The following is a 16,835-nucleotide window of genomic DNA, read 5'->3' as shown; positions in this document are numbered from 1 at the left end:
TTCTTGTGCCCTTAGCGCAACATCGGCCAAAGGCTGGCGACGAGCAAGACCGCCATCGTGATGTTGAACCATTTCAGGCGCACCGGATCGGACAGCCATTGCCGGAGAGCCGATCCGAAGCCCGCCCAGGTCGAAACGCTCGGAACATTGACGACCGCGAAAATGACGCCGACGATGGCGACGCTCATCAGGTAGTTGCCCTCGCTGGTATAGGCGGCCATCGCTGAGACAGCCATGACCCAGGCTTTCGGATTTACCCATTGGAACGCGGCCGCCTGCAGAAACGTCATCGGAACGGCCCCTGCCTTGCCCTCGCCCAACGTCCGCGAGCTACCGATCTTCCAGGCGATGTAGAGCAGGTAGGCACAGCCGACGAATTTCAAAGCTGTGTACAGCAACGGCACGGAATGCAGCAGCGCGCCCAGCCCGAGCCCGACGGCGATCAACAGCGACAGAAAGCCCATGCCGATACCGAACATGTGGGGAATGGTCTTGATAAAACCGAAATTCACGCCCGACGCGAACAGCATCATATTGTTGGGCCCCGGCGTGATTGACGTCGTGAAGGCAAACAGGATCAGCGCCAGAAGCGTATCGTAAGGCATGGAATCCTCCCCGGAATTTAGGTCAGCATAATTGACCTATCTGGGTTGAACAGGGCAAACTTGTCATGGTGACAAGAACACGGTCAACGTGCGCTGGCAGGGACTTCCAGATCCAACAGGCGTCCGACATAGCTGCGCACCACCGTCACGAACTCCGGTGAAACCGTTTCGACACGGCGAAGCAATCGCTCCTTCCTGTCGATCGCCCGCACCTGATCGGTCAGAACCATACCCTTCGTTCTCAGTCCCTCCGGCAAGGCGACCTTTGTCGTCCAGACCTGCATGTTGCCGGTGATGGGACAGACGATGATCTCGACGCGATCGTTCGTGCATCAGATTTGAGGAAATGATCAGAACGGGCCGGACACCCGCCTGTTCGCTGCCGCGAATAGGATCGAGATCGGCGAGATAGATGTCGCCTGCAAGCGGTACAGCTTCAATCATGGTCGTAGAAACGTTCGGAGCCGACATCCGGCCCCCAATCGACCGTCTCAGGCTCGTTTTCCCAACCAAGCCGGTTCATCTCCGCGACCATTTCCTCCAAAGGCGGTGCCAGTTGCAGCCGCTTCTTCTCGATAATCGCGCGGCCATCCTTGACGGTGAGATCGACCGTCTGTCCGTCAGCAAGGCCCAGTTCGTCCATCACGGCTTTTGGAAGCCGGATAGCGGAACTATTGCCCCATCTGGAAATTGTGACCTTGGTCATGGAAACACCTCAATGATAGACATCGTATATCATTCGCTGCAGACTACCACAATCATGCCAGCCGTCAGGAGCCTCTTCATGCCGGATACGATCGCCACAACAAAGCTTCCCTCCGGCATTGCCGTGCCCGTGATTGGCCAGGGCACCTGGCATATGGGCGAGAGCAAGAAGACCTTTGCCGACGAGGCGAAAAGCCTGCGGCATGGCCTCGACCTCGGCATGAGCCTAATCGATACGGCGGAGATGTATGCCGATGGCGGCGCCGAGCGCGTGGTTGCCGAGGCCGTGCGCGGACGGCGCGACGATGCCTTCATCGTCAGCAAGGTTCTGCCCTCCAATGCCAGCCGCGAAGGCACCGTCAAGGCCTGTGAGGCGAGCCTGAAACGGCTCGGCACGGATCATATCGATCTTTATCTGCTGCATTGGCGCGGCCGTTATCGCCTGTCGGAAACGGTCGAGGCCTTCGAAGCGCTGAAAGCAGCCGGCAAGATCGGCGCCTGGGGCGTCTCGAATTTCGACACCGACGATATGCAGGAACTCGCCGGCGTGCCCCACGGTGGGAATGCCGCAACCAATCAGGTGCTCTACAATCTCGCCCGCCGCGGCATCGAGCACGACCTGTTGCCGCAAAGCCAGGCTGCGGGCATTCCGATCATGGCCTATTCCCCGCTCGACGAGGGCCGCCTCTTGCGCCATCCGGATCTCATCCACATCGCCAAGGCGCATCAGGCGACGGTCGCGCAAGTCGCCCTTGCCTTCCTCATCCGCAATCCGGGCGTCATCGTCATCCCGAAAACCGGCATGCCCGAACGGGTGCGCGAAAACCGGGGAAGCGTGGCGATAAAACTGACCGCAGACGACCTCGCCCTCCTCGACAATACCTTTCCCCGCCGGCAGCAAAGGTTCCGCTGGAAATGATTTGAGGGCGCACTGAAAAAGTGGCGTCCTCGGATCCCGTTACATCCCCTGCGGGCCGCGGTTCATGGCGGCGACGCCGGTGCGGCAGACCTCGATGACGCCGAGCGGCTTCATGATCGCCACGAACTGGTCGATCTTCGACGACTTGCCGGTGATCTCAAAAATGAAATGTTCGAGCGTCGCATCGATGACCTTGGCGTGGAAGGCATCGGCGAGCCGCAGCGATTCCGCCCGGGTCTCACCCTGCCCGTTGACCTTGACCAGCGCCACTTCCCGCTCGATCGGCCGGTCATGGCCGAGTTCGGCGGCGCGCACCGTCAGATCGACCACCCGATGAACCGGAACGATGCGCTCCAGCTGCGCCTTGATCTGCTCGAGAACATGCGGCGTACCGCGCGTCACCACCGTGATGCGCGACAGGTGCGACTGGTGCTCCGTCTCCGAGACCGTCAGGCTTTCGATGTTGTAGCCCCGGCCGGAAAACAGGCCGATAACGCGGGCAAGCACGCCCGGCTCGTTGTCGACCAGAACCGAAAGCGTATGGTTTTCCGCCTTCTCGGTTTCCTTGGCGATGAAATAGGCAGAGCCTGTCGGCTGTAGATGTGCGTTCATGATCTTGTCTCTTTCCTATTCATCAAACCAGCGAGCGGCCCTTGGCGTCGATCGCATTGGCGACCGCCTCGTCCGTCGCCTCGTCAGGCAGAAGCATCTCGTTGTGCGCCTTGCCGGACGGGATCATCGGGAAGCAATTGGCGAGATTGGCAACGCGGCAGTCGAAGATCACAGGTGCAGGACTGTCGATCATCTCCTGGATCGCGCCGTCGAGATCGGCCGGCTTGTCGCAGCGAATGCCGACGCCGCCATAGGCTTCGGCCAGCTTGACGAAATCGGGCATGGCCTCGGTATAGGAGTTGGACAGGCGGTTGCCGTGCAGCAATTGCTGCCACTGGCGCACCATGCCCATGTACTGGTTGTTGAGGATGAAGATCTTGACGGGCAGGTTGTGCTGCACGGCACAGGACATTTCCTGAATGCACATCTGGATCGAGGCATCGCCGGCAATGTCGATGACCAGCGCGTCCGGATGGGCGACCTGGACCCCAATCGCCGCCGGGAAGCCGTAGCCCATGGTGCCGAGGCCACCAGACGTCATCCAGCGGTTCGGATGCTCGAAGCCATAAAACTGCGCGGCCCACATCTGGTGCTGGCCGACTTCTGTCGTGATGTAGGTATCGCGATGCTTGGTCAGCTCATAGAGGCGCTGGATGGCATATTGCGGCATGATGACGTCGTCGCTCATCTTGTAGGCGAGCGAATTGCGACCGCGCCAGCGGACGATGCCTTCCCACCAGTCGGCCAGTTGCGCCTTGTCCGTCTTTCCGGCAGACGCCCGCCACAGGCGAACCATGTCTTCGAGAACATTGCCGATATCGCCGAGAACAGGAATATCGACCCGAACGTTCTTGTTGATCGAGGACGGGTCGATGTCGATGTGGATCTTCTTCGAGTTCGGCGAGAACGCGTTCAACCGGCCGGTGATGCGGTCGTCGAAGCGGGCGCCGATGCAGACCATGACGTCGCAGTCGTGCATCGCCATGTTGGCTTCATAGGTGCCGTGCATGCCGAGCATGCCGAGCCAGTTCTTGCCGGATGCCGGGTAGGCCCCGAGCCCCATCAGGGTCGAGGTGATCGGGAAATTGGTGAGCTCGACCAGCTCGCGCAGGAGCTGCGAGGCCTCAGGCCCGGAATTGATGACACCGCCGCCGGAATAGATGACGGGGCGCCTTGCCGATTTCATCAGCGCGACCGCTTCCTCGATGCGCTTCAGGTCGCCTTGCGTCTTCGGCTGGTAGCTGACCTGGATCGGCACATCGGACTTCGGCGTGTAGGTACCGGTCGCGAATTGGACATCCTTCGGGATATCGACAACGACGGGACCCGGACGGCCGGACTGGGCGATGCGGAAGGCTTCGTGGATGATGCCGGCCAGCTCGTTGACGTCCTTGACCAGCCAGTTGTGCTTGGTGCAGGGCCGCGTGATACCGACGGTGTCGCATTCCTGGAACGCGTCCGAGCCGATCAGCGAGGTCGGAACCTGGCCGGTCAGGCAGACGAGCGGGATACTGTCCATCAGCGCATCCTGCAGCGGCGTGACGGCATTGGTCGCGCCGGGGCCGGAGGTGACCAGCATGACGCCGACCTTGCCGGTGGAGCGGGCGTAACCTTCAGCCATGTGGCCGGCACCCTGCTCGTGGCGGACGAGGATGTGCTGGACATCTTCCTGCTGGAAAATCTCGTCATAGATCGGCAGGACGGCACCGCCCGGATAGCCGAAGATATGTTTCACGCCGTTGTCACGCAGCGCCTGCAGCACGATTTCCGCGCCCGTCATCTGGCTGCCGTCTACCTGGCGTCCCGTCGTCTTTGTGTCTGTCCCGCTCATTGGCCTGCTTCCGTCCATGTCTCGCGTTTTTTTGAAAGGTGATTAGCTGGTTTCAGGGCATAAAAAAGGCCCCGTCAGGAGCCTCGTGTCGCGCATGGGTGGCTATCGCCGGATGGTTACACCATCCTGCCCATGCGCCGTCCCACCACAAGAATTGCAAAGAGTTTTTTCATGGCTGGGATTGATAGACGCAAACATCCGGCCCGTCAACGAATTTTCCCAAAACTGCGATTTGAACCTGAACGATACGAAACGACGCAAGTCCCCGAAACGACTTGTTAAATCCATTGCAGTACGGTCCATGACGAATGTGCAGAGGTTTTGCGTGCTGAATAATGAGCTTCATACATCGATAAGCGCCGGCGAACAGGAACGGCGTGACGCCTTGAAGCGCGGAAATCGCTTTCTGGGCCGTGTTGTCGCGTGCAGCGGTTCGCGTGCAACGATCGCAGCGCTGGCGGAAAACGGTGAGACATCGCTGACCGAACTCTGGTCCGTCGGCCGGTTGATCTCGATCTCGGTCGGCGAAAACCGCGTCGTTGCCCTTGTCTATTCCATGCACACCTCCACCAATGACTGGGGCGAGGAAGTCGACAACCTCTTCAGCATCGAAGTCGAACTGATGGGCGAGGTCCATGTCGGGCCGTCCGGCCGCGAGGAATTTTCCGCGGGCATCAGCCAGTATCCCTATCTCGGCGCCATTGCCCACCGCATCCGCACCGCCGACCTCGCACGCATCTACGATACCGGCAAGAACGATACCTGCATAATCGGCAAGCTGACGCAGGACGAAACGCTCGATGCCGCGATCCATGTCCCCTCGATGCTGTCGAAACATTTCGCCATCGTCGGCACGACAGGCGTCGGCAAATCCACCGCCGTCTCGCTCCTGCTCAACAAGGCGATCGCCTCCGATCCGAAACTCCGCGTCCTGATCCTCGATCCGCACAACGAATTCGCCGCCGCCTTCCCCGATCTGGCTGTTGTCATCGACACCGATACGCTGGACCTGCCCTTCTGGCTGATGAAGCTGGAAGAATTCGCCGAGGTCATCTTCCGCGGCCGGCCGCCCGTACCGGAAGAGCTCGACGTGCTGCGCGATGTCATTCCCGATGCCAAGAAAGCCTTCAAGGGTTCGATGGACTCAGGCCTGATGCGGCGGAACACTGAAAAAGCTCGATCACCGCCGATACACCGGTTCCCTATCGCATGGCAGATCTTCTCGCCATGATCGATGAACGCATCGGACGGCTGGAAGGCCGCAGCGAAAAGCCGCATCTGCGCTCGCTGAAGGTCAAAGTCATCGCGGCGATCAATGATCCGCGTTATACTTTCATGTTCTCCTCGAACACGATCACCGACACGATCCTCGAAACCATCGCCAAGATTTTCCGCATCCCGGGGATGGTCGCCCGATTGCCACCTTCCAGCTGGCCGGCATCCCCTCCGAAGTCGTCAATTCGGTCGCCTCGGTCCTTTGCCGGATGGCCTTTGAAATCGGCCTCTGGAGCAATGGCGGCGTGCACATGCTGGTCGTCTGCGAAGAGGCGCACCGCTATGTTCCGGCCGATCAGAGCCTCGGCTTTCTGCCGACCCGCCAGGCCATCGCCCGCATCGCCAAGGAGGGCCGGAAATACGGCGTTTCGCTCGGCATCATCACCCAGCGCCCCGGCGAACTCGACCCGACGATCCTGTCGCAATGTTCGACGGTCTTTGCCATGCGCCTTGCCAACGACCGCGACCAGGACATTATCCGCGCCGCGATCTCCAATTCGTCGGCGTCCACAACAAGTTTCATATCCTCGATCGGCAACGGCGAAGCCATCGCATTCGGCGAAGCCGTCGCCGTGCCGATGCGAATGCGTTTTACCCGCGTGGTCGAAGAACGCCTTCCAAAGGCAAATGGCGCGACTGCCAAGATCACCGAAGACAACCCGGCAACGGTCGATCTGCGCAATATCGTCAACCGCATGCGTGCGCTGGGCGGGCCTGACATAACCGGTTTCCAGCAGAGTTACCTCGCCAGCCAGAAGCCGGCGACGGCGGACGAGATGGGCGAGGTCTACGACAGGGCGGAGCAGCCGGAATACGACCGCCGTATGCCGCCGCAACCCGCGTCAGCACCGGCCCCCGAACCCTACAATGCCGGCATGCTGCCACGGGCCGACGGCCCGGCAAACCCGCAGCTCGATCGCTTCAACCAGATCCGCAACCAGATCCTTTCCGAAGAACCCGCGCCAAGGCAGCAGGCAGACCCCTATCGCACACCGCTGCGTGATCCGCCAACGCTAGCCCCCTCGGGCGATCCGCCGGCCCGCCCGCCATCCCTGCGCGAAAGCCTGCTGAAAAAGCCGCTGAGCAGCATCATCCGGAAATAGCGCCGAAGATTGCATCTGCTGTCACGGCATCTCGTGGCTTCAGTGCGCGCTGGGATGATGCAGCGATGCAATCTTAGCTACGTCGCAACGATCGCCCAGCTCTCGTCCAGCTGGTTGCGAAACCAGGTCATCTGGCGCTTGGCATATTGCCGTGTGGCCGCAGAAGCCGTCTCGATGACGGTTTCGCGGATCATCGCGCCATCGAGCATGGCGGCGATCTGCGGTACGCCTATGGCCTTCATCGCCGGCATCTCCGGCTTCAGACTGAGGGCCAGCAGTGCGCGCACTTCCTCCACCGCACCCGCATCGAGCATCTGCGCGAATCGCCGGTTGATGCGCTCGCGCAGGATTGCCCGATCCGGAAGCACGATCATCTTCATCGCCCGCTCAGGATCGACTGCAACTGGGCCGCTGCGCGCCTGAAACACGCGGATCGACTGCCCTGTCGCCTCGACGATCTCCAGCGCCCGTAGGATGCGTTGCCCATCGCCGGGCCGCAGGATGGCCGCCGTTTCGGGATCTCGTCGCGCGAGAAACGTGTGCATATGCTCCGCCCCTTCGGTCGCAAGCTGTGCGCGCAAGCCCGCCCTGATGTCGTCGGGCACTGCTGGCATATCGGAGAGACCGCCCGTCAGCGCCTTGAAATACAGCCCCGTGCCACCGACAAAGACCGGTATCAGCCCCGCATCCCGGACGGATTTCAGCACTTCGACGGCATCGCGAAACCATTCCCCCGTGGAATAGTGCCGCCCGGCGGGTACATGGCCGTAGAGATGATGCGGAACGCCGCCCATGTCCTCTTGCGACGGCCGGGCGGTGAGAACCCGCAGCGTGTCATAGACCTGCATGCTGTCGGCATTGATGACGACACCGCCATGCGCTTTGGCCAGCCGCACGGCAAGAGCGGACTTGCCGCTGGCGGTCGGCCCGGTTATCAGGATCGCATCCTGTCCGTTTTCAAGGTTTCTCATCATGGCCTTCGTTGCCACGCTTGTTGCCAATCCGTCAAATCCTGTTCTGACCGCCCGGCTCGCGGAAACCGCGGAATCCGCAGTGCCATCCTCCGGCCTCTACTGGCTGGCCGACGGTGTCGCCTGCGACATCGTGCTTCGGGACGGCACCGATCCCGCGACGGCGGAAGCGGACCTGCGCACGGCAATCGGATCGCAAAAGGTCGATATCGTCGTCCAGGACGCGGAAACGCGCCGCAAGAAGCTGCTGATCGCCGATATGGATTCCACCATGATCGGCCAGGAATGTATCGATGAACTCGCAGCGGAAGTCGGCCTGAAAAGCGAGGTGGCGACGATCACGGCGCGCGCCATGAACGGCGAGATCGCCTTTGAGCCGGCGCTCATCGAACGGGTCGCCCTGCTCAAGGGACTGCCGATCGGCGTGGTCGACGATGTCATCGCCAAGCATATCACGCTCACCCACGGCGGCCCGCAGCTGATCGCCACGATGAAGGCAAAAGGATTTTACACGGCCCTGGTTTCCGGCGGCTTCACCGTCTTCACCAGCCGCATCGCCGCCACGCTCGGCTTCGACGAAAACCGCGCCAATATCCTCATCGAAAAGGACGGCTATCTCACCGGTGAAGTCGCCGAACCCATTCTTGGCAAACAGGCCAAGGTCGATGCACTCATCGAGATCGCCGGCCGGCTCGGAATCACGACGGATGACGCCTTGGCCGTCGGCGACGGCGCCAATGACCTCGGCATGATCCAGCTCGCCGGTTCCGGCGTTGCCCTGCACGCCAAGCCGACCGTTGCCGCGCAGGCCAAGATCCGGATCGACCATGCCGACCTCACCGCCCTGCTGTATATCCAGGGCTACCGAAAGTCGGATTTCGTCGGTTAGGAGACACGATGAAACCGATCGAAACAGAGCGCCTGCGCATCCGAAACTGGCTCGACAGCGACCGGCCCTTGTTCGCCGAAATCAACGCCGATCCGAAGGTTATGGAGTTCTTTCCGCGCCGGCGAACCGGGCCGAGGCCGATGCGCTAATGGACGAGGCACGCAGGCGCATCGAGGCGACCGGCATAGGTTTCTCTGCCGTCGCGCTGAAACACGATGACACGCCGATTGGCTTCTGCGGGCTGGTGGTTGCCGACCTTGAACCTTTCCTGCCGCGCGGGACGGTCGAGATCGGCTGGCGGCTGGCTTTGCCGTTCTGGGGAAAGGGCTATGTGACGGAAGCGGGCAAGGCCCTGCTCCGCCACGGTTTTATCAAGCATAGGCTGGACGAGATCGTGTCCTTTGCCGTCACCGACAACAACCGCTCCACCGCCGTGATGAAACGGCTCGGCCTGCAGCACGATCCGGCTCGGGATTTCGATCATCCGCGCGTTCCCGATCTGCACCCCCATCTCAAGCGACACGTGCTCTACAGCCTGTCGCGAAGCCACTGGGAGCAAGGCGTAGAGGTTGAAAAGGCGGGCTTTGTTCAGCCCGCCTCGGATCCCATCCACGAATGTCCCTAGGGGTAGCTACTCCATCCTGACCGTGACGAACCGCAACTCGCCAGTCTTGCTGGCGATCATCAGCAAGGCATTGCGCCGACCGGCAGATTTCAGTTCTTCGATACGCGCCGACACATCCTCCGGCGTCTTCATCGCTTCCTGGCCGATCTCGACGATGACGTCGCCGGACGCGATGCGGCGCTCTGCGGCGGCCGATTGCGGATCGACCTCGGAAATCACGACGCCTTCGACGTCTGCTGAAATGCCGTAGGTCGTGCGGCTCGTATCATCGAGGGTTGTCAGCGTCATGCCCAGCACGTTGTCGGTCGAAGGCGTCGGCTCGACCGGCGGTTCGGCCTGGTCCGTGCCCTCCTCCATCTCGCCGTCCGGAACGATTTCATCCGTCGGCGAAGCGGAAGCGACGTTTTCGCCATCCTCCAGCCGCCCGAGCGTGACCTTGACGGTCATTTCCTTGCCATCGCGCATGATCACGACATCGACCGCCTTGCCGACAGGGCTTTCGGCCACCGCACGCGGCAGGTCGCGCATTTCCAGAACGTCGCGGCCATCGAACTTGAGGATGACGTCACCCGTCTTGATCTCGCCCTTCTCGACCGGGCCACCCTTGATGATGCCGGCGACAAGCGCGCCCCTCGGCACGTCCATCTTCAGGCTTTCGGCAATGTCGTCGGTCACCGGCTGGATGCGCACGCCGAGCCAGCCGCGGTGGGTTTCGCCGAACTCCCGGAGCTGGCTGATGATGTTCTGGGCCAGTTCCGTCGGCACGGAGAAACCGATGCCGATCGAGCCGCCGGTCGGCGAGATGATCGCCGTGTTGATGCCGATGACCTCGCCCTTCATGTTGAACAGAGGACCGCCGGAATTGCCCTTGTTGATCGCCGCATCCGTCTGGATGAAGTTGTCGTAGGGACCGGCATTGATGTTGCGGCCACGTGCCGAAATAATGCCGACCGTTACCGTTCCGCCAAGGCCGAACGGGTTGCCGATCGCCATGACCCAGTCGCCGATCCGCATCTGCCGCGAATCTCCGAACGGCACCGCCGTCAGCGGCTTTTTCGGCTCGACCTTGAGCACGGCAAGGTCGGTCTTTGTGTCGGTACCGATCAGCTTAGCCTTCAGCTTCGAGCCGTTGGCGAAATTGACCTCGATATCGTCGGCGCCCTCGATCACGTGATTGTTGGTGACGATGAAGCCGGACGGATCGATGACGAAACCCGATCCCAGCGATTCGACCTTGCGCTGGCGCTCGGCCCCCTCACCGCCCTTGCCGCCCTTGAAGAATTCATCGAAAAAATCCTGGAAGGGGGACCCCTCGGGCACCTGCGGCATCACCGCTTGGTCGTCGTTCTTGACGTTCTGCGACGTGGAGATGTTGACCACCGCATCGAGCAGGCCTTCCGCAAGGTCTGCAACCGAGTCCGGCCCCTGCTGGGTCGGGGCGCCCTGCGCCCAGGCGGTGGACAGCGGCGCCGCCACGGTCGTCAATGACAGGGCAAGCCCGGTCGCCAGAACAGTGGAACGGAAGAAGCGCGAGCGGTGGGACAGGTCCATGGGGGTCCTCTCGATTGAAATGAATGCGTCGGCCATCAGAACGCCGTCCGCAAATGGTCTTCATCTTGAAACGTTTGCCGGACAAGCCTTATTCAGCACGATGCCGCAATCCTATCCCATAATGCGAAGATAAGGCCGTTTCGCGGAGCGTCCAGTCATCTTTTCGTCAACGACGGGATGGTTCGCCGGCGGTAACATCCGGTCTCACGTCATGATCTCATGGCCATGCGCCTTCAGCGCGGCAACCGCCTTGTCGAGATCTGATCCGATGATGAAGACATAGTCGGTGCTGAAGGTCGAATTGGCGAAAATGCCGACCCCTGCCGCAGAGAGCGGATCAAGAACCGAAGATAGAATGCCCGGCACGTCGAAGGTGAAATGCTGCTCGATACGGAAACAGCGCCAGCCGCCGGAGGACTGGATGCTGGACGGGATGCGGGCTGCACGGCACACAAGCGTCATTTCCTCACGTGAGCTCGAGACGGCCCAGAAGCCCTGCCCCATCAGCCAATCCGGCAAGGGTGTACCGATCGTCAGCCGCGTGATCGCATATTCGGCGTCCACCAGACGGATGAGCAGTTTGTGTGTCATTCTCTATCCTCGCAACATCCAGACGAGCCCTACGCCCGCAGCGACCGAGACCAGTCCGAAAATCCGCAACTGCTGCACGGGAATTTCCGGCAACCTTTTTGCCATTTCCACCAAAACCAGAGGGGCCAGTGCGTACACCAGCCCCTCGATTATCAGGAAAAATGCGATTCCTGTCAGAAAATCGCTCATCAATCCGCTCAGTTGGCCGCAGCCGGTGCGGTTGCCGTCGGTGTTGGCGTTCCGTCCGAATTGTTGAAATAGCGGAAGAACTCCGAATCCGGCGACAGCACCAGCGTGGTATCCGGGCTGCCGATCGCCGCACCATAGGCCGTCATCGAGCGATAGAACTCGAAGAAAGCAGGGTCACGGGCAAAGGCATCGGCAAAGACGCGCGTTCGTTCGGCTTCACCCTCGCCTCGCAGGATTTCCGAATCCCGCTGGGCTTCCGCCACGAACTCGACGACCTGGCGGTCGGCGATAGCCCGGCGGCGCTGCCCCGCTTCGTTACCGCGGGCACGGATCAGTTCGGCTTCCGCCAAACGTTCCGCTTTCATGCGCTCGAAGGTCTGCTGCGAGACTTCCTGCGTCAGGTCGGTGCGACGGATACGAACATCCTCGATATTGAGGCCGAGCGATTCGGCGTCCGTCTTCAGGTCGGTGCGCACTTCGCGCATCATCGAGGCCCGCTCTTCCGACAGTGCGGATTCAAAGCCGCGCAGACCGTAGACCCGGCGCAACGAAGCATCAAGACGGGTGCGAAGCCGCGATCTCGGCCGATTCCCGATCGCCGGAAACCGTTTCGCGGAAGCGTCGTGCATCGGCGATCTTGTAGACGACGAAGGCGTCGACTTCATAGAACTTGCCGCCCGAAACCTGGACGCGGATATTGTCGAGGTCAAAACGTAGGGCCTGTTTCTCGACATACTGGACGCGATCGGCGTCCATGAAGGCGAAAGGCAGCTTGAAGTAGAGGCCAGGTTCGGTCTTCACTTCCTTGATCTGGCCGAAGCGCACGACGATGGCCTGCTGGCGGGCATTGACCACGAAGACCGAGGAATAGATGCCGATCAGCGCAAGCGCGCAGATGATCAGGATGAAAGGGATGCGATTGTTCATTACTGTACCCCTCCGGTCGTCGCTGTCGTCGCCGGTTTGACGATCTCATTGAGCGGGAGATAGGGCACGACGCCCTGGCCATCCTTCTCGTCGATGATGACCTTCTTCGACTTGCCCAGAACGTCCTGCATGGTCTCGAGATAGAGCCGCTTGCGGGTGACTTCCGGTGCCTTCACATACTGGTCGTAGACGGAGATGAAGCGCTGTGCCTCACCTTCGGCTTCCTTGACGACGCGGTCCTTGTAGGCGGCCGCCTCTTCGCGGTTCTGTGCGGCCTGACCGCGGGCGCGACCGAGGACCTGGTTGGAATACTGGTTGGCTTCCTCGACGAAACGATCTTCGTCCTGCTCGGCACGCTGCACTTCGTCGAAGGCGTCGGCCACTTCACGCGGCGGCGCTGCATCCTCGATTGCCACCGTGTTGACTGAGATGCCGGCGCCATAAGTGTCCATGGTCGCCTGGATCGTGGTCTTCACGTCGGCTGCGATCGCCTGACGATTGTCGCGGAAAATGTCCTGTGCGGGACGGCGGCCGACGACTTCGCGCATGGCACTTTCGGAAACCTGCTGCAGCGTGTCTGCCGGATCTTCGACGTTGAAGAGATAGGCCTTCGGATCGGTCACGGAAAACAGCACGGAAAACTGGACGTTGACGATATTCTGGTCGCCAGACAGCATAAGGCCGGATGCGGCTTGGTTACCGACACCCGATTTACTGCCGATATTCTGCTGCTGCTCGGTGATCTTGACCATCTCGACCGTCTCGAAAGGCCAGAAATGGTAGTGCAGGCCCGGCATGGCGATCTCTTCCTTGGGCTTGCCGAAGCGCATTTCCACGCCGCGTTCGTCAGGCTGAACGGTGTAGATCGAATTCATCAGCACGAAGCCGAGCACGAGAAGCGCGCCGATCGCGACGATGCCGCCGTTGAAGCCACCTGGAACGACATTCTTCAGCTGGTCCTGGCCGCGGCGTAGAATTTCCTCGAGGTCCGGCGGTCCGCCGTTGCCCCGGCCACCACCGCCGCCACGCGGACGGTTCGGCCCCTGACCCCATGGGCCTTTGTTATTGCCGTTGCCGCCACCGCCGCCGCCGCCCCAAGGGCCGCCGCCGCCATTCTGATTGCTCCAGGGCATCAATACCTCTTCTGTTGAAAAACTCCCAAGCCGCCCCGTCGCGCGAGAGGCGCCGGTCGCAACGTGAACCCGTTATAGGTATCTGATGAACCGCTTTCAACGCGGCACATCCAAGTTCATCGTAAATGCGGCAAAATAGTTCAATTTACAGGGCTTTTGCGGCGGAAAGTCACACTGCGCATGGCGTGGCTGTCCTTTTCGCCCCTCGGAAGAACCTCATCGGCGGTTTTTTCGAAAAGCGCCGGATCGATCGCCGGGAATGTCGTATCGCCCTCGACCACGGCCGCGACCTGCGTAATGTGCAGCGTGTCGGCGATGTCAAGCGCCTGCCGATAGATCTCGCCGCCGCCGATCACGCAGATCTCATCGACCCCGAGTGCGAGAGCCTGTTCACGGCCGGCCGCCAGCGCTGCATCCAGAGACTGCACGACGATCGCCCCTGCCGCCTCGAAATCGGCCTTGCGACTGATGACGATGTTGGGCCGCCCCTGCAGCGGTCGTCCGATCGATTCCCAGGTCTTGCGCCCCATGATGACAGGTTTGCCGAGCGTCAACGCCTTGAAGCGTTTCAGGTCGGACGGCAGATGCCAGGGCAACCCGCCATCATGGCCGATCACGCCGTTGGCAGAGATTGCTACGACGATGCTGGTGGTCATTCCGGTCATGCCTATCGACCTGCCTCTTCATTCTGGGAATTGCACACGCGTCTTTGCCGACCGGATATCACACCGCAATCGGCGCCCGGATGTTTGAATCGGCTTCGTAACCGACCAGCTCAAAGTCTTCGAACTGAAAGGAAAAAGGTCCTTCACATCAGGATTGATCTTCATCTGCGGCAGCATCTTCGGATGCCGCGTCAACTGCTCGCGCGCCTGGTCGAAGTGGTTGTGGTAGATATGCGCATCACCCAGCGTATGCACAAAATCACCCGGCTTCAGATCGCAAACCTGCGCCACCATCATCGTCAGCAGCGCATAGGAAGCCGTGTTGAAGGGTACGCCCAAGAAAATATCGGCGGAGCGCTGGTACATCTGGCAGGACAGCTTGCCGTCGGCGACGTAGAACTGGAAGAGGCAATGGCACGGCGGCAGCGCCATTTCATCGACGAGTGCCGGGTTCCAGGCCGAGACGATATGCCGGCGCGAATTCGGGTTCTTGCGGATGCCCTGTACGAGACCGGATATCTGGTCGAGATGGCGGCCGTCATGGGTCGGCCAGGAGCGCCATTGATAACCGTAGACAGGGCCGAGTTCACCCTTGTCGTCCGCCCACTCGTCCCAGATGCTGACACCGTTTGCCTTCAGATAGGCGATGTTGGTGTCCCCCTTCAGGAACCAGAGCAGTTCATGGATGATCGAGCGCAGATGCAGCTTCTTCGTCGTCAGGACCGGAAAACCCTGGCCGAGATCGAAGCGCATCTGGTGGCCGAACACCGAGCGCGTGCCGGTGCCGGTCCGGTCGCCCCGGTCGGAGCCGTGCGCCAGGACGTGGGCAAGGAGATCGAGATATTGCTGCATGATGTTGGCCGCCGATTCGTTTGACAATAAATTACGCGTTCGCCGGCCTCGAACCAAATCGAAAAGCCGCTTGTCCCCCATATCTCCAGCAAGCCCAGCCAAAGGTATTTTTGATGAGGCCCCTTTTCATGCGGGATGGAAAGACCTATATCCATCGTGCCGTCTTCGGGCGGATATGGCGATAAACAAGCGATGCAATAAACCTATTGGACCCGGGGGCGGTACCCGGCGCCTCCACCAAAAACCGGTCGATATTCAGTATGACCGGCTTTTGATGGGGGCGAAATAGGATCGACAAGGGCGTAAAGATCGACTTTTTGCTCGGCATTGTACCACCGTTATCGGGCTAAACTTGTAGTTGCAAATGACAACTATGCGGAAGCTCGTCTCGCTGCTTAATCGCAGTGTGACACTTCAAATCAAGTCCTTCCGGTTCGCACCGTAAGGCGGGGTCCGAAGGCACCTGGCAACAGAAGCCTTCACCTTCTCCAATCTTTCGAAATGGTCTATAGATGTTGCAATGACTCGGGCAACAGGGTCTTTCCTCGGGTTCGCGCCAATGGCATAAAGTGTAACTCGGCATGAAGTGTAACAGTTGAGTTTCAAGAAAGACGGGGATCTGATGGCCCAAGACCATATCCGCTACGACATTCTGGCACAGGACGCCCTGCGCAGCGTCATCCGAAAAGTCCTGACGGAAGTCGCAGCCACGGGTTCCCTCCCCGGCGACCATCATTTTTTCATTACCTTCCTGACCGGCGCACCGGGCGTGCGTATCTCTCAGCACCTCAAGGCCAAATATGCCGAGCAGATGACCATCGTCGTCCAGCATCAGTTCTGGGACCTGAAAATCACCGACACCCAGTTCGAGATCGGCCTCTCGTTCTCCGACACGCCTGAAAAGCTGGTCATCCCGTTCAACGCCATCAGGGGTTTCTACGATCCATCCGTCAATTTCGAGCTTGAGTTCGATGTTGCGGCGATCGACGAAGAGGAAGCAACGACCGCGGAGATCACGGCCTATCCGGTGGCGCAGATCGAGAAGACCGAAAGCACGGCCGAAACGGCCGAAAAAACCGGCGATGACGACAAGAAGCCCAGCGGCTCGGTGATTTCGCTCGATTCCTTCCGCAAAAAGAACTGATCCCTTTCACGAGGCCCGTCATGACCGGCGATGTCGTCAACCTGCGCCAGTTCCGCAAGCAGAAGGCACGCAGCGAAAAGGACCGGCAGGCGGAACAGAATCGCATCTCCTTCGGCCGTACCAAGGCCGAGAAGATGCTGACGCGCGCCCTCAACGACAAGGCCGAGAAGACTCTCGATCAGTCGAAACGTGAGCCCACCAGGGCCAGCGACGAGCCGGATTGAGGGCGATTGTCGCTGTTTTGTCAG

Annotated in this window: 15 protein-coding genes, 1 other RNA gene and 5 pseudogenes; 7 read left to right on the top strand and 14 right to left on the bottom strand. The window is 60.5% G+C overall.

Annotated features, from left to right (window positions below; translation table 11 throughout):
* Positions 1-11: 11 nt before the first annotated feature.
* From P6U16_RS19960 to P6U16_RS19945, 4 genes and pseudogenes are all read right to left on the bottom strand, one after another.
* On the bottom strand, positions 12-605 hold the full coding sequence (locus tag P6U16_RS19960; RefSeq protein ID WP_277701920.1) for a LysE family translocator: 594 nt from the start codon (positions 603-605) through the stop codon (positions 12-14).
* An 83-nt stretch (positions 606-688) separates the two neighbouring features.
* Complete coding sequence (locus P6U16_RS19955) at positions 689-889, bottom strand: type II toxin-antitoxin system PemK/MazF family toxin (RefSeq protein ID WP_277701919.1); 201 nt, start codon at positions 887-889, stop codon at positions 689-691.
* Between the two features lie 83 nt (positions 890-972).
* Positions 973-1,049: pseudogene (locus P6U16_RS19950) on the bottom strand (type II toxin-antitoxin system PemK/MazF family toxin); the annotation flags it as partial.
* Positions 1,042-1,311: an AbrB/MazE/SpoVT family DNA-binding domain-containing protein gene (locus P6U16_RS19945; protein WP_277701918.1), complete on the bottom strand. Its 270-nt coding sequence runs from the start codon at positions 1,309-1,311 to the stop codon at positions 1,042-1,044. The gene P6U16_RS19945 and the pseudogene P6U16_RS19950, both read right to left, overlap by 8 nt.
* A 78-nt stretch (positions 1,312-1,389) precedes the next feature.
* Between P6U16_RS19945 and P6U16_RS19940 the strand changes: the two genes are divergently transcribed.
* Positions 1,390-2,229 carry an aldo/keto reductase gene (locus P6U16_RS19940; protein ID WP_277701917.1) on the top strand — a complete coding sequence of 280 codons (840 nt, stop codon included), beginning with the start codon at positions 1,390-1,392 and terminating at the stop codon, positions 2,227-2,229.
* Positions 2,230-2,268: 39 nt separating this feature from the next.
* On the opposite strand, the gene ilvN is transcribed toward P6U16_RS19940, so the two are convergent.
* Together ilvN and P6U16_RS19930 are read right to left on the bottom strand one after the other, a co-directional pair.
* Positions 2,269-2,841 carry an acetolactate synthase small subunit gene (ilvN, locus tag P6U16_RS19935; protein WP_277701916.1) on the bottom strand — a complete coding sequence of 191 codons (573 nt, stop codon included), beginning with the start codon at positions 2,839-2,841 and terminating at the stop codon, positions 2,269-2,271.
* A 22-nt stretch (positions 2,842-2,863) separates the two neighbouring features.
* Positions 2,864-4,672 (bottom strand): acetolactate synthase 3 large subunit, encoded by a 1,809-nt coding sequence (locus P6U16_RS19930; RefSeq protein WP_349017665.1) that lies wholly within the window; start codon positions 4,670-4,672, stop codon positions 2,864-2,866.
* A 301-nt stretch (positions 4,673-4,973) separates the two neighbouring features.
* On the opposite strand from P6U16_RS19930, the pseudogene P6U16_RS19925 reads away from it, so the two are divergent.
* A pseudogene (locus tag P6U16_RS19925) lies at positions 4,974-7,050 on the top strand (DUF87 domain-containing protein).
* A 77-nt stretch (positions 7,051-7,127) separates the two neighbouring features.
* Here the strand turns inward: P6U16_RS19925 and miaA are convergent.
* The gene (miaA, locus tag P6U16_RS19920) at positions 7,128-8,024 is read right to left on the bottom strand and encodes a tRNA (adenosine(37)-N6)-dimethylallyltransferase MiaA (protein ID WP_277701915.1); all 897 of its coding nucleotides are present in this window, start codon (positions 8,022-8,024) and stop codon (positions 7,128-7,130) included.
* Between miaA and serB the strand changes: the two genes are divergently transcribed.
* Complete coding sequence (gene serB, locus P6U16_RS19915; RefSeq protein ID WP_277701914.1) at positions 8,023-8,910, top strand: phosphoserine phosphatase SerB; 888 nt, start codon at positions 8,023-8,025, stop codon at positions 8,908-8,910. The genes miaA and serB overlap by 2 nt on opposite strands.
* An 8-nt stretch (positions 8,911-8,918) precedes the next feature.
* Positions 8,919-9,535: pseudogene (locus P6U16_RS19910) on the top strand (GNAT family N-acetyltransferase).
* Between the two features lie 6 nt (positions 9,536-9,541).
* Here the strand turns inward: P6U16_RS19910 and P6U16_RS19905 are convergent.
* The 7 genes and pseudogenes from P6U16_RS19905 to P6U16_RS19875 all read right to left on the bottom strand — a co-directional run bounded on the left by P6U16_RS19905 (position 9,542) and on the right by P6U16_RS19875 (position 15,443).
* The gene (locus tag P6U16_RS19905; RefSeq protein WP_277703918.1) at positions 9,542-11,080 is read right to left on the bottom strand and encodes a DegQ family serine endoprotease; all 1,539 of its coding nucleotides are present in this window, start codon (positions 11,078-11,080) and stop codon (positions 9,542-9,544) included.
* A gap of 210 nt (positions 11,081-11,290) precedes the next feature.
* Positions 11,291-11,677, bottom strand: coding sequence for an ACT domain-containing protein (locus P6U16_RS19900; RefSeq protein WP_277701912.1), 387 nt, complete (start codon positions 11,675-11,677; stop codon positions 11,291-11,293).
* 3 nt (positions 11,678-11,680) lie between these two features.
* Entirely contained in the window at positions 11,681-11,866 is a 186-nt protein-coding gene (locus P6U16_RS19895) for a DUF2065 domain-containing protein (RefSeq protein WP_277701911.1), read from the bottom strand.
* An 8-nt stretch (positions 11,867-11,874) separates the two neighbouring features.
* Positions 11,875-12,793, bottom strand: a pseudogene (locus P6U16_RS19890) (protease modulator HflC).
* Entirely contained in the window at positions 12,793-13,926 is a 1,134-nt protein-coding gene (gene hflK, locus P6U16_RS19885) for an FtsH protease activity modulator HflK (protein ID WP_277701910.1), read from the bottom strand. Before hflK ends, P6U16_RS19890 begins: the two are co-directional and overlap by 1 nt.
* Positions 13,927-14,066: 140 nt before the next feature.
* Positions 14,067-14,591, bottom strand: a complete 525-nt coding sequence (locus P6U16_RS19880; protein WP_277701909.1) for a dihydrofolate reductase — start codon at positions 14,589-14,591, stop codon at positions 14,067-14,069.
* 58 nt (positions 14,592-14,649) lie between these two features.
* Positions 14,650-15,443 (bottom strand): annotated as a pseudogene (locus tag P6U16_RS19875) (thymidylate synthase).
* Between the two features lie 119 nt (positions 15,444-15,562).
* Between P6U16_RS19875 and ssrA the strand changes: the two are divergent.
* The 3 genes from ssrA to P6U16_RS19860 all read left to right on the top strand — a co-directional run bounded on the left by ssrA (position 15,563) and on the right by P6U16_RS19860 (position 16,811).
* Positions 15,563-15,927, top strand: a transfer-messenger RNA (tmRNA) gene (gene ssrA, locus P6U16_RS19870).
* Positions 15,928-16,065: 138 nt separating this feature from the next.
* Positions 16,066-16,587 carry an SspB family protein gene (locus P6U16_RS19865; RefSeq protein ID WP_277701908.1) on the top strand — a complete coding sequence of 174 codons (522 nt, stop codon included), beginning with the start codon at positions 16,066-16,068 and terminating at the stop codon, positions 16,585-16,587.
* A 20-nt stretch (positions 16,588-16,607) separates the two neighbouring features.
* Complete coding sequence (locus tag P6U16_RS19860; protein WP_277701907.1) at positions 16,608-16,811, top strand: DUF4169 family protein; 204 nt, start codon at positions 16,608-16,610, stop codon at positions 16,809-16,811.
* Positions 16,812-16,835 lie beyond the last annotated feature (24 nt).

Source organism: Rhizobium sp. 32-5/1 (assembly GCF_029537235.1).
GTDB lineage: Bacteria > Pseudomonadota > Alphaproteobacteria > Rhizobiales > Rhizobiaceae > Pararhizobium.
Note: the sequence above shows the minus strand (reverse complement) of the source record. Positions and strands in the feature narration are given on the sequence as shown.

Coding starts and splice junctions, on each gene's coding strand:
- P6U16_RS19960 (WP_277701920.1), bottom strand. CDS start 605: ATGCCTTACGATACGCTTCTGGCGCTGATCCTGTTTGCCTTCACGACG.
- P6U16_RS19955 (WP_277701919.1), bottom strand. CDS start 889: ATGCAGGTCTGGACGACAAAGGTCGCCTTGCCGGAGGGACTGAGAACG.
- P6U16_RS19945 (WP_277701918.1), bottom strand. CDS start 1,311: ATGACCAAGGTCACAATTTCCAGATGGGGCAATAGTTCCGCTATCCGG.
- P6U16_RS19940 (WP_277701917.1), top strand. CDS start 1,390: ATGCCGGATACGATCGCCACAACAAAGCTTCCCTCCGGCATTGCCGTG.
- ilvN (WP_277701916.1), bottom strand. CDS start 2,841: ATGAACGCACATCTACAGCCGACAGGCTCTGCCTATTTCATCGCCAAG.
- P6U16_RS19930 (WP_349017665.1), bottom strand. CDS start 4,672: ATGAGCGGGACAGACACAAAGACGACGGGACGCCAGGTAGACGGCAGC.
- serB (WP_277701914.1), top strand. CDS start 8,023: ATGGCCTTCGTTGCCACGCTTGTTGCCAATCCGTCAAATCCTGTTCTG.
- miaA (WP_277701915.1), bottom strand. CDS start 8,024: ATGATGAGAAACCTTGAAAACGGACAGGATGCGATCCTGATAACCGGG.
- P6U16_RS19900 (WP_277701912.1), bottom strand. CDS start 11,677: ATGACACACAAACTGCTCATCCGTCTGGTGGACGCCGAATATGCGATC.
- P6U16_RS19895 (WP_277701911.1), bottom strand. CDS start 11,866: ATGAGCGATTTTCTGACAGGAATCGCATTTTTCCTGATAATCGAGGGG.
- hflK (WP_277701910.1), bottom strand. CDS start 13,926: ATGCCCTGGAGCAATCAGAATGGCGGCGGCGGCCCTTGGGGCGGCGGC.
- P6U16_RS19880 (WP_277701909.1), bottom strand. CDS start 14,591: ATGACCGGAATGACCACCAGCATCGTCGTAGCAATCTCTGCCAACGGC.
- P6U16_RS19865 (WP_277701908.1), top strand. CDS start 16,066: ATGGCCCAAGACCATATCCGCTACGACATTCTGGCACAGGACGCCCTG.
- P6U16_RS19860 (WP_277701907.1), top strand. CDS start 16,608: ATGACCGGCGATGTCGTCAACCTGCGCCAGTTCCGCAAGCAGAAGGCA.